The organism is Thauera terpenica 58Eu (assembly GCF_000443165.1).
GTDB lineage: Bacteria > Pseudomonadota > Gammaproteobacteria > Burkholderiales > Rhodocyclaceae > Thauera > Thauera terpenica.
In genome coordinates, this window is record NZ_ATJV01000085.1 from 1 (window position 1) to 12302 (window position 12302).

The 12302-nt window shown below is 61.7% G+C and carries 5 protein-coding genes and 1 pseudogene; 3 read left to right on the forward strand and 3 right to left on the reverse strand.

Annotated features, from left to right (window positions below; translation table 11 throughout):
* Window positions 1–129: 129 nt before the first annotated feature.
* Window positions 130–4197 (reverse strand): annotated as a pseudogene (locus tag M622_RS35895) (AAA domain-containing protein); the annotation flags it as partial.
* Window positions 4198–4783: 586 nt separating this feature from the next.
* Entirely contained in the window at window positions 4784–8659 is a 3876-nt protein-coding gene (locus M622_RS35900) for a DUF3427 domain-containing protein (RefSeq protein ID WP_021250565.1), read from the reverse strand.
* Window positions 8660–8810: 151 nt separating this feature from the next.
* Here M622_RS35900 and M622_RS35905 point away from each other — a divergent pair, with 151 nt between their 5' ends.
* Window positions 8811–9395, forward strand: a complete 585-nt coding sequence (locus M622_RS35905; RefSeq protein ID WP_021250566.1) for a DUF5610 domain-containing protein — start codon at window positions 8811–8813, stop codon at window positions 9393–9395.
* Here M622_RS35905 and M622_RS35910 read toward each other — a convergent pair.
* On the reverse strand, window positions 9355–10422 hold the full coding sequence (locus M622_RS35910; RefSeq protein WP_021250567.1) for an LLM class flavin-dependent oxidoreductase: 1068 nt from the start codon (window positions 10420–10422) through the stop codon (window positions 9355–9357). The genes M622_RS35905 and M622_RS35910 overlap by 41 nt on opposite strands.
* A 208-nt stretch (window positions 10423–10630) precedes the next feature.
* Between M622_RS35910 and M622_RS35915 the strand changes: the two genes are divergently transcribed.
* Window positions 10631–11077, forward strand: coding sequence for a bacteriohemerythrin (locus M622_RS35915; RefSeq protein WP_021250568.1), 447 nt, complete (start codon window positions 10631–10633; stop codon window positions 11075–11077).
* Between the two features lie 148 nt (window positions 11078–11225).
* The gene (locus tag M622_RS35920) at window positions 11226–12227 is read left to right on the forward strand and encodes a PstS family phosphate ABC transporter substrate-binding protein (RefSeq protein ID WP_021250569.1); all 1002 of its coding nucleotides are present in this window, start codon (window positions 11226–11228) and stop codon (window positions 12225–12227) included.
* Window positions 12228–12302: the final 75 nt, after the last annotated feature.

A 12302-nucleotide genomic window follows, 5' to 3' on the forward strand; every position in this document is an offset into this window, starting at 1 on the left:
GGCTGGGCTTGCAGCGCGTCATGGATGCCGCCGCCACCATACAGGCGCTACGCGATGAGACGGCGTGAGTTGTGTATAACGACATGGCCTTTGCCCCATCTCCTTGCGCAACTCGTCTTTATAGAGTGGCGGCAGCTGGAAATGGTCGCCGACAAGCAGAATCCGTTTCCCGACCTGCATGGAGACCGCCAGTTCCGACGGGGTTGCCCGCGCGGCTTCGTCGATAACGACCCAATCGTACGAGTTTCTCGAGACGCCGAGATTCCATCGTCCGACGCCGACGCAGGTACCGGCAACGATGGTTCTCGTCTTGGCCAGGAACTCGGAGAAATTACCGCCTTGGGACCCGAGCACGTCGACCCATTCCTGGGAAATCTTGATCAATTGGTGGAGCTTATTGACGGCGGCGGGACTCCGGACGCCAAACTTGCGGGTTAGGGCCTCCTTCGTATCCTCGACGACATCCTCTGACAATGCGATCTCCTCGGGTGTTAGCGCGACCAAGGCATGCGAATGCAGCAGTTCCCTCCGGGCGTAAAGCCTCTGCTTAAGCGTTCCCGCTTCCTCCGTGCCGACCGAGGTGGCAAGCTCATTCTCCAGCAGGACCACGTCCTGGGCGAGCCGATCCATGTGAATGAAGGCCTGGGCGAAAGCCTCGACAAACTCCCTGTTCAGCCGCAACCGCGAGCTTAGGGAGACAATCCTATGCTTGAACTCGCTTCGGAATCGCTCGCGGTAAGACTCTTGGAGCGAGGTTACCCCTACGTGCCGTATTGCATCTGACAGCGTCCCGTCCTCGCCGACGCGAACCACGTCGATATCGGCGTTTCGCCGGGCCGCCAAGCGGAGTGCCCCTTCCAGGGCGTTGTTCGTGGCCTCGTGAGATTGGCTCACCAAGAGGACGCTCTTGGTTCCTTGCTTATGGATGACGTAATCTAGGAACGCGCCTATGAACGAAGTTTTGCCTGTACCCGGGGGACCTTGCAGCAAGCAGACGGGACCAGACGACACAATTCGCTTGAAAGCTGCTTTCTGGTCATCATTCAGTGAGAAGACCTTTTTCCCGTCCTCGTAGACGTCGTAGTCTTCCAAATCAGCGTCGGTCGGCTCTGGGTGCTTGATGACTTGGTGATTCGACGTGGCACGCTCGAAGTAACTGACGAGATTCGCGATTACGGAACGGCCAGATAAGATCCGCTCCACGGCTTCGTAGCGCCTTTCGTAGGACGATCGTTCCGCCTTGCTGCGCAGGAGGTAGCGGCTGTCGATCGGGAACTGGCGCGAAAACCCATGCGGTACGATAGCCAGCTCGTCAGGAGTGGAATGCCGGTGCTCCAGAAAGCCGACACGCCGGTATTCTCCCCCCTCGATTTCTTTCAGGACCTCGACCTTTTCATCTGCCGCGTATTCTATGGTCACGTCGGATCTGAACGGGATTAGGTAGGCGTCCTCACGTTTCGGATGCGGCCTGGAAGGCCCGGTAATCAAGACTTCCGGCTGCGAATCGAATTCCGCTTCGATCAGGTGCCGCCAGATCGAAGCGGTGGATATTTCTGTACGTTCCTTATGAATCTCCGCGTCGACATCGGGCGCGAGCCAAACGTTCTTCGTTTGTTCGTGGATCCTGGCCGCCAGCGCAGGAATCTGCTGCAATGCCGATACTAGAGTACAGGCATCGTCACCCGGTCCGGAAGTTAGGAAAATGTTTCCTTCGAACTGGATTCCGCGGGTCGTTTTCCTTTGGAACAGGTCATGCGTGATTTCCTTTATGCCAATGCGCTTGATTGCCGCGTCGTCGATCGAAACGCTAAGCGTTAGCTGTAACCCGGGACCGATTATCAAATATCTGTCATGCTGCGCATCCTCGTAACCTTTCTCGACGTAGTACACCCCATTGTCCGAACGCATTGGACCGGGCATGAAGCCGGAGGGTGTCCTCGAAATCGTGACTACCAAAGCTTCCCGTTCGGGGAGCGGCGGTTCAAGGGCATTTTTCAAGGCCTCCTTCAGCGGCACTAAGGTAAGGATGGCAGGCTCCGCCTTCACGTTTTCTGCCAAGGCCTCGTAGACGGAAGGAATGGGCAGCTCACCATCGCCCATGTCTGCGCTTGTGCAACCCAAGATACCGCCGATGATCAGGGTAATCGCGTACCTGTCGCGCTCCAAGAGGGAGACTCGCTCGTAATTGGCAGGAACGTACGCAGTCGTCACGACATCGACCGTGCCGTCCTTAAAATCCGGAGTATCAATGAACACCGCAGAAGGAAAGGCTCGCCCTTCACCCGCCGGCCGGACGAGAACGTTCTCGGGATGCAAGTCGCCGTGCGGCAAATCAATGCTGTGCAGCCGCTCGATGCCGTCAATTAGGCTCATAGACAGTCCGATTCTGTCCTCAAGCGTCTTCGTAGCGAAAGCCCACTCGTTGAGCGTGGGAAGGTCGAGCCACTCTCGTACGTAAAGGAGTCCCTTCTTGGGTACGATTCCGACGTCGAGCACCCTGGGAAGCCATTCGCTGGGATTGACCTGGATCGCACGGGCCTTTTCCAAGAATCTCAACAGGGTTTGGTTGAAATCCGGCTTGCTCGCGTCGGGAGTCGCGCCGAACCAGAACTTGACCTGGCATTGGTTGGCGTCGCGTTCTCCTTTGAAGACCTCGAGATTTCCCTTTTCGACCGGATCGTCGAGTTCTTCGTAGTCTCTCGGCTTGGTTTGGGCCTTGAAGTATTCGAAGGTAGCCAACGAAATTACCGGTTCGCCATCCGAGAAATCTACCTCGTTCAGTGCGTCCAGCATCTCTTCGGCATTGGCCCATCGACCGGAGGTCTCCCATTTCATGGATCGCTCGAACCAATCGTCCAGTTTGCCGGAAGCGATTTCATTTTCCTTTGGAACCCAGATCGAAAGTCCATCATCCCTGTCCGGCGGCACACCGTAAATGAGTATGTGCGCCATGACGCCGAGAAGGTAAACGTCGCGGTGGAACGGGGTGGCGAATTTGTCTTCGAAAAAATCCTCCGGCAATTTTTCCGTAATGCTGCTCACTTGCTCCTTCAGTGTTCCCACCGTCTCCATTTGGGGAAAATGGGAAGCCACGAACCCGGAGAGTCGGACGCTATCCGGGCGCTCAAGCCAGACGCAATGGTCGCCGATGTCCCGATGAGCTACGCCCAAGCGGTGGAGCTCGGCAAACTTGGATATCAGAACTTTTGTCAGGCTGACACGGTCCGACAGGGGCAATTTGTCCCGGTAAGCCTCGACGAAATCGAACAAGCGCTTTTGCTTAGCCGGGAGGTCGAACAATTCGCAATGGTCGATGGTCACCTCGTCCGCCGCCAGCGTCCCGATCGGCTGCAACAGCACCCCGTCCAGCATGTCGGTCTTATCCTTGACGTAGCTGAACACCCTGGGCTCTCGGAGCGCGATGTTGACCCAGTCCGACTGTGTTGGCGCCGAAGTGCCCAACTGCGAGAAATCCCACCGGCGGAGGAGGGCTCGGGCGTTTGGGTCGTCGCGGTTGACGCTCCTGTACTCGAAATACAGGGAATCCGGATGCTTGAATGTCGGCGCTCCGTCGACGACGTAATTCTGCCAGGAGAACTCCCTCGCCCTGATCAATTCGGGCGAGCCTTTGAACAGGAGTTCGAATTCGTTGAGATGGTCGAGGGGATTGAATGTGCGGGGACGGTTGCGGAATTCGATGGGCAGTTCAAGCAGCCGCTTATACGTTTTCGGGTCGCCGATTTCGAGGAAGTCGTCCAACTGGAGGACCGAAGGCTTTTCCTCTTCCGTCAGGATGGGAGACGGACTGTTGCCGCAAAGCACAACCCGGCTGTCCACAAGGACAGCATGCCCTCCCTTGATCGAGCGTTCGACGAACGTCTTGAGGATACGAGCCTTTTCGAAGTTCTTCTTGACGGGACTGACGTCCATTCGCTCGAAATGCTTCTGGTTCGGCTTCCTACGGTACCAGTAGCCGTCCTCGGACTTGATCTGGCCGTGCCAACGCTTCAGTTCGACTATGAGTATGCGGTCGGGAAGTAGCAGGACCAAGTCGATCTCCCGCGCGAGCCGCCCTTTCTCGATAACCTCCAAGGAGGCGTAGCCCCGCCATTCCTTCGGGAGCGTCTTCTCGATCCGGCCGATGGCGTATTTCTCGGATTCTTGGATGCCCGTTTTGGGCAGAACGAATATCTTCATTTTTTTCGTGCTCTCGGTTTCGTCGCCTCATCCGGACAGCGATTCGCTGTAGGCTACAGGCTATTCTGCCTCATGGCATATTTGTCTGCCATGGACGTTCGCCTGAATCCCAGAATGTTAGCGGTGGCCTGTTTCGCGTTGCACGGTAACAAGCGGCAGCACTCGGGCGGTTCCGGCGATAGCCCGAGAAGTGCCAAGCGGTCGTTGACCTAACTCTGGGGCCGAAGGGCAGTTGACCAGCCCTATGCCGACCGACAGAGACCTTAGGCCCAATGACTGCAAAGGCCGAAAACCTGTCGCGCCTTGCGGCGCTCCTACGAGAGCGAACGCTGTAGAAGCGCCGCAAGGCGCGAATGCGCAGGTGCTGCCCCCACTAGCGTCCGTTGTGGTCGAGCTGATGCCCAACGTCGGATTTGCCCGAGTGGCAGCTTTCTGATCGGTTAGCCGCCATTACACGTGTAAATATGATCGGCCGTTTGTAGGCCGACACCGGCAAGTCCTGATTCCAGCTGCAACGGCCACAGGCGAGAAGGCATTTTTTTCGCCCACCTTGTCCTGAGTAGAGATGAGTGCAGCCACCAACCCGCTACTCCGCCACTCCGACATCAACCACCACACTCATCGGCGCACTTCCGGTATGCGCTCTGTATCTCACCTTCCCGAAGTAGGTGAAAGGCGCAGCCTTTCCGCCCGAGAGCCTGGCGTCCCGCACAAAGAGGTGCAGCGCCAAGCCTCGCTTTTCGTGCTCGATGATTTCCCGTCCGCGCTTGCTGTCCGGCGTCGTCGAATTCTGGCTTGACCACTGGAATGTGTGTTCATCGATCCAGCGGTCGAGGTAGCGATGGTCTTCCGCCTTGCCCTGCTTGTTCAGCGTGACGAGCAGCACATGGGCGTTGCGCTCCGGGATGACGACGTGGCCGCTGTTCCAGTTGCCAGGGTTGAATTCCACGCCGAATAGGCCGGGAATCTCTTCGCGCATGAAGGGCTCGCCGACCGCGAGGTCGAGTGGATCGATCACCGCTTTCAGGCGCGCCAGGGTGCGTAGCTCGTCGGCCATCTCGGCCGTGACGTGAATATCGTCGTAGTCGGGGTTGTTGGCGACGAGCACGTAGCTGCCGTCGCGTTGCTTGGTGACGACGCGCAGCAGGTATTGATCGTCACCGCTGCGGTCCTGGCGTTCGATCGCCATGATGCTGCCAGTGATGGAGCCGGCCCTGGTCGGGCTGACGAGTTCTAGCAGCAGGTAGTCGCCGTCACGGATTGGGTTTTTGCCGCCGTTCATCGAGTTGCCCGAAGCGCGCGCGATGAAGTGGCGGGCGGGGTCGAGGCGGCCGTAAGCGGCACCGAGACGACGATGCTCCTCGGCATCGGCGCGGGCCGTGCGGAAGTGGCCGCAGGCGATACGCAGATTCGGGAAATAGGGCAGTTCCGTTTCTTGCGGCCGAGGGCGTCCTGCAAACGGGATCACATTGTCCCTAGCCGGCGCCGTGGCGCGTCGGACCTCGTAGGCGGCGAGGCGGTAGTCGATGAGCTCTTGCACCAGGCCGTCCAGGGTCTCGTGTTGATCTGGCGCTACCTGGAAGGCGGGCTCGAAGCGATCTCCTTGCACCCGGAAAAAGCTTCCACCCTTCGTGGGCTGATTGCCACCGCTCCAGGCATTTACCGGGTTGTCGCGCCAATAGCGTTGCCAGGCCGCGCTCGCGCCGTCGCCGGTATCGTCCAGCTTGTTCGGCAGGTTGTCGAGTAAGGGGCGACGACGCTGCAGGATCTGCCATGAACGTTCGGCCAGTTTGGCGAGCGTGGGGGCGACGCGCCAGCCATCGAGCTCCTGAAAGGCTTCGAGCAGGATCATCTTGAAGCTCTTGGTCATGGCGGTGGTTTCAAGCTCACGCAGAAAGCCGTCATGAGTCTCGTGGGCGAGGGATTCCGCCTCACCCAAGTCGGCCATCTCCTTCACCAGCCCGAACCAGCTCGTGTATTCCTTGCGCATCCGGCCCAGGTTGGCGCCGCTGCGGTAGAACTCCGCCAAGGTCGGCCGCCGACCGAGGCCGTCTTTCAAGGCCTCGTACTCGCGCGCGATGCCGTCGCCGTCGAGCGACTTGAGGAAGTCGAGAAGTTGAAGCTCGTAGTTGATGTAGCAGCCCGTAGGCAGGGCCAGCCGGCGCGTCTCGATCTGGCGCGCGAATTCGGCGAGCTGCTTGTAGCTGCTGCCGATGCGTCCGAGCGCCTGCGATTTGTGCAGGAAGCTGTGGTGGTTGCCGATGAAGTCGAGCACCACCAAGCGCTCCTTGCCTTCGGCTTTGCGCAGGCCACGGCCGAGTTGCTGAAGGAAGAGGATCTTCGACTCGGTCGGGCGCAGCATCAGCACGGTGTCGATTGCCGGCAGGTCGACCCCCTCGTTGAACAGGTCGACCGAGAAGATCACCTTCAGCCGGCCGTCGGCGAGCTGTTCCAGCGCTTCGCCGCGCGCCAAGGCCGAGCCAGCGTAGACCGCGGCGGCTTCGATGTTGTGGAGCTGAAATTGCCTGGCCATGAATTCGGCGTGGCGGACGGAGACGCAGAAGGCGAGGGTGCGCTGTTGGGCGCGCTTGCGCCATTGCTTGAGCGCATGGCGGGCGCGGGCGAGGGTGGCGAGCTTGTTGGACAGCCTTTCCGGGTCGAAACGGCCGTTGCGCCAAGGGATTTCGCGGTAGTTCACCGACTCGTCCCAGATGCCGTAGTAGTGGAAGGGTGCGAGCAGTGCGGCTTCGATTCCCGCGAACAGGTCGCGGGTGAAGACCAGGTTGTCGTCGCACAGCGAAAGGATGTCCGACTGATCGCTGCGATCGGGCGTTGCGGTGAGGCCGAGCAAAAATTGTGGCGCGAAATGGGCGAGCAGCCGGCGATAGGTGGGTGCGGCGGCGTGGTGAAATTCGTCGACGACGATGTAATCGAAATGTTGCGGTGCGAAGCGTTCAAGGTGGACGTTTTGTCCCAGGGTCTGCACTGAGGCGCAGAGGATGTCCACCTGCGTGTCGCGGGTCTGCCCCATGTAGAAGCCGACGCGTGCCCGTGGTCGGATGCGCACGAAGGTTTCTGCGGCCTGGTTGAGGATTTCTTCGCGGTGGGCGACGAACAGCACCCGTCGCGCGCCGACTTGCTCGGTGTCGAAAGCGGCGAGCCAGGTTTTACCGAGGCCGGTTGCCAGCACCACCAGGCCGCGCCGGTAGCCCTCGCGCCGTGTGTAGGCGAGTGCCGCCAAGGCGTCGTGCTGGATTGGTGTGGGAGGCGGTGGCGGATCGTTTTCGTCGCTGCCGGGTGCGACCGATCGCGGCGGAGGGATGCGGCGCGCCTCGTAGTTGTCGATCCAGGCGTCGTTGAGCTCAATGGTGCGTGGCGCGCGGAACAGTTCTTCGAAGCGGGCGCGGGCTTCGATGAAACCGTCGTCACCGGGGTAGTCGACGCGGTAATTCCATTCCAGCCCGTCAGTGAGGGCAGAGCGACTGATGTTGCTGGAGCCGATGAACACCGTGCCGTGCATCGCGCTGGGCTCGGGGAAGTGGGCGAACAGATAGGCCTTCATGTGAAAGCTGCGTCCGCCCGACTCGAAGATCCGCACCTGCGCGCCGTGTTCCTGGAGCAGCACCAGCAGCCGCAGTGCCTCGGGGTCGGTGATGTCGAGATAGTCGCTGGTAAGGATGCGGACGCGCGCGGGGGAACGCGATTCGGCGGCCTTGCGCTCGAGCGCGTCGTGCAGATCGGGCAGCAGCAGGCGCAGCCCGCTAGCTTTGACGAAGGACACCGCCAGGTCGATCTCGTCCGCGCGCGCGATCGAGTGGCAAAGCTGCGGCAGGAAGGGATGCTGCGGCTCGCCGGTGAACAGACGATCGGTCGCCAAGGCCTTGCGCCGCAGAAGCGCGTTGAGCCACCGCTCGCTCCGTTCTGGTCGTTGGTCTTCGGTGATCCAGCATTCGGTCGATTCGAGTTCGCTCAGCTCGGCCGTCCACTGGGCGAGGCGCTGTTCGTCAGCGTCGGTGAACTGCCGCTCGCCGTCGTTGCGCTCGCCCTCGCCATGCTTGAAGCTGAGATAGAACACGCCGCCGGGCTTGAGGCTGGCCCACAGGCGGGCGAGGGTGGCGGGCAGTTCCGCTGCCGCCACGTGGAGCAGGCTGGCGCAAGCCCAGATACCGTCGTAACAGGCGCGCTCAGTGATGTCGTCGAAGCGCTGCACCTCGACCGGCTGGCGGATGAGTTCTTGCGCGAGGTGGGCGAGTTTGGCCGAGGCGTCGAAGGCGCGCACGCGCAAGCCGGCATCGATGAAGGCCTTGCTGTCACGCCCCGAGCCGCAGCCGGCGTCGAGGATGAGCCCGCCCGCCGGGATGTGGGCGAGGAAGCGAGCATGCAAGTCGGCCATGTCCACGTGCGCCGTGTCCGCGACGAAGCGAGCGGCATTAATGTCGTAGTAGCGCAGGGTGCGGGACATGGGCGGGGCTGGGCTGAACGGTATGCGGATCGCACACAAGGCGGCAAGGCTACCAGGTTGAGGCGGAGACGGCGCGTCGGGCCGTGATCGCGGCGGCTCGCTGCACCGGCGCCTATAATGAAATGGAAAAAACCCGATACCGGAGCCGACCATGAACACGATCTCGCCCGTCAATTCCGCCCTTGCAGGCGCTGCAGTTCAGCCCGCTGACGCCGCGCGCCAGAACAGCGCCGCAGCCTCGCGCGCGCCGCGCCAGGAGCCGATGACCGAGGCTTCGCTGCGCAAGGATCTGAACGTCGGGATCCTGCAGGCCTCGATGGAGGTGTCGATCCGCGCCGGCGATCAGTCGCAGGCCTTGCTGTTTCGCTCTGCGATCGAGGGGATCAACGAGGCGCTGGCGCCTTTCCTGGGGCCGGATGCCATCCAGAATGCGATGGGCCAGGACAACTCGGCTGAGGCCACCGCCGAACGCATCGTGTCGATGTCGACCGCGTTCTTCGAGGCCTACGCCGCACGCCGCCCCGACGACGACCCCGAAACCGTGCTGCGCGATTTCATGGGCGTCATCCGCGGTGGTTTCGAGAAGGGCTTCGGCGAGGCGCGCGACATCCTGGACGGGCTCGGTGTCTTCAACGGCGCAGTCGAGGCCGATGTGACGAAGACGCGCGAGCTGGTGTTGCAGGGCTACGACCGCTTCATGCTCGATCGTCTGCCGAGCTCTGATCAGCAGCTGTGAGGGCCGGTAGGTCCCAGGCCTTTGCAATCAGCGCGAACGATTTGAGCCGCGCCGCTTGATCGAAGGTCTGTGCGGTGAGGATCAACTCGTCGGCGCCGGTCTGTTCGATCAAGCCTTCCAGTTGCTTGCGTACTTCGTCCGGGGCGCCGATCGCACGGCAGGAGAGCGATTCGTCGGCGAAGGCGAGTTCCGTGGCTGACCATTCCGCTTCGATGAAGGCTTCGGGTGGCTCCAGCTGGCCGCGTACGCCGCGCGCCATGGCGGCGAAGCGCAGGCGCAGCGAACGCAGCAGGTGCTGCGCCTCTTCGTGGGTGTCGGCCGCGATCGCATTGGCGGCGACGGCGAAATAGGGCTTGTCCAGCGCGGCGGAGGGCTGGAAGCGGCTGCGGTAGAGCTCGATGGCCTGGAACAGGAAGCGCGGCGCGAAGTGCGAGGCGAAGGCGAAAGGCAGACCGAGGTGGGCGGCGAGCTCTGCGCTGAACAGGCTGGAGCCGAGCAGCCAGATCGGCACATTGAGCCCGGCGCCGGGAACGGCGCGCACGGCCTGACCAGGCTGGGCGGGCTGGAAATAGGATTGCAGCTCGAGCACGTCCTGCGGAAACTTGCCCTCGCTGCCCGCGACGTGGCGGCGCAGGGCGCGCACGGTGGGCTGGTCGGTGCCCGGCGCACGGCCCAGGCCAAGGTCGATGCGCCCCGGGAACAGCGACTCGAGAGTGCCGAACTGCTCGGCGATCACCAGTGGTGCGTGATTGGGCAGCATGATGCCGCCCGCGCCGACACGGATGCGCGAGGTGGCACCGGCCACGTGCGCGATCACCACCGCGGTGGCTGCGCTGGCGATGCCGGTCATGTTGTGGTGCTCGGCCAGCCAGTAGCGGGTGTAGCCCGACCGATCGGCCAGCTGCGCCAGCTCGCGCGTGTTGCGCAAGGCGTCGGCGGGCGTGCTGCCGGCGGGGACGGGGGCAAGGTCAAGGACGGATAGCGGGGTTGGGCTGGGGGAGGGCTTTGCAGGCTGGGGATTGGGCATGGGAGTCCTCTCGATCGGGTTGGAATTCACTACGCCTGCGCCACAGGCCTGTGCTGAATGGACGAGGGGCGCTGCTGTGCGGGGATCGCTACGCTTGCAGGGCAAGGTGCTGAAGCCGCCTGCGACCTGCAATGGGCTGGACTGTTCGGGCGCACTCTGGTTTATTGTCCGCCATCTCATCTTAAGCCACACAGAAGGAATCGTTTTCATGAGCACCAAGCAAGCGTTTCAATGGAGCGATCGATTCGTGCTGGGACACAGCGCGATCGACGACACCCACCGCGAGTTCGTGGATTGTGTCGATGCCTTGCTGCAGGCCACGGACGCCGAGCTTCCCGCCGCACTCGAGCGCTTCATCGCCCACGCGCAGGACCACTTCAATCAGGAAAACGCCTGGTTGGGTGCGGAGGACTTCCCCGGCGGCGGCGAGTGCCATATCGATGAGCATGGCAAGGTGATGAGTTCGGCGCTCGATGTGCAGCGCATGCTGGCCGAGGGCCAAACCGAGATCGTGCGCGAGTTCACCCAGGCGTTGGTGGATTGGTTTCCCGGCCATGCCGACTACATGGATTCGGCGCTTGCGACCTGGCTGGTGAAGCAGGCGCACAACGGTCGTCCGCTGGTGTTTCGGCGCAAGGAAAAGAGCGCGCAGTGATGCGCGCGGTGCGACGAGGCGAAGTCGCCGTCTTCTGAATCAGCCTTTCCATGGGCCGGCAGTCTTGTTGCGGGCTGTCATCTGGCTGTAACACACGCTCGATACGCTGCGTCCTGTCATCTACTTCGGTTCAGACAGGAGCACCTAAATGTTCAAGCAGGCCAGACTCATTTCCGCCTTGGTCGTCGCCGGCGTCGCCCTTGCAAGCTCGCCCGCGGCACGCGCCGAGATCATCAAGATCGACGGTTCATCGACTGTTTATCCGATCACCGAGGCGGTTGCCGAAGACTTCCAGAAAGCCATGAAGAACGTGATCAAGGTCACGGTCGGCATTTCCGGCACCGGCGGCGGCTTCAAGAAGTTCTGCCGTGACGAGACCGACTTCCAGAATGCCTCGCGTCCGATCACTGCCCAGGAGATGGCGGACTGCAAGGCCGCCGGTGTCGAGTATTTCGAAATGCCGGTCGCCTATGACGCCTTGACCGTCGTGATCAATCCGAAGAACACCTTCCTCACACAGGCTACCGTCGAAGAGCTGAAGAAGCTGTGGGAGCCGGCGGCCCAGGGCACGGTCACGCGCTGGAATCAGATCAATCCGGCCTGGCCGGATGCGCCGATCAAGCTCTTTGGCGCCGGTGCCGATTCGGGCACGTTCGAATACTTCACCGAAGCCATCGTCGGCAAGGCCAAGTCCTCGCGCGGCGACTACACCGCCTCGGAAGACGATAACGTGCTGGTGCAGGGCGTGTCGCGCGACCTCAATGGCATTGGCTACTTTGGCTACGCCTACTACGCCGAGAACATGAGCCGCCTGAAGGGGCTGGCGATCGTCAATCCCAAGACCGGCGCGGCCGTCGAGCCCTCCGGCGCCAACGTCGAGAATGGCAGCTACGTGCCGCTGTCGCGGCCGATCTTCGTCTATGTCAAGGCCAGGTCGCTGCAGAAGCCGGAAGTCCGCGCGTTCCTTGAGTACTACATGAACAACGCCGACAAGCTGGTGCGTGAAGTCAAGTACGTGCCTCTGCCGAAGGCCGCTTATGAAGGCAACCTCAAGCATGTCAAGGACAACAGGATCGGCACGGTTTTTGGTGGCAGGAACGAGGTGGGTATCACCATCGAAGAGCTGATGAAGCGCGAAGCCAGCATGTAAGCAGCGTGCGACGGGCCGTTTCGGCCCGTCGCCGCAAGCCTGTTTCCCGGCCGTTCCGGCAGCGGGCCGGCCTTG

Excerpts from the sequence above, each read along its gene's own strand:
- M622_RS35915 (WP_021250568.1), top strand. The coding sequence starts at position 10,631 with ATGAGCACCAAGCAAGCGTTTCAATGGAGCGATCGATTCGTGCTGGGA.
- M622_RS35900 (WP_021250565.1), bottom strand. The coding sequence starts at position 8,659 with ATGTCCCGCACCCTGCGCTACTACGACATTAATGCCGCTCGCTTCGTC.
- M622_RS35910 (WP_021250567.1), bottom strand. The coding sequence starts at position 10,422 with ATGCCCAATCCCCAGCCTGCAAAGCCCTCCCCCAGCCCAACCCCGCTA.
- M622_RS35920 (WP_021250569.1), top strand. The coding sequence starts at position 11,226 with ATGTTCAAGCAGGCCAGACTCATTTCCGCCTTGGTCGTCGCCGGCGTC.
- M622_RS35905 (WP_021250566.1), top strand. The coding sequence starts at position 8,811 with ATGAACACGATCTCGCCCGTCAATTCCGCCCTTGCAGGCGCTGCAGTT.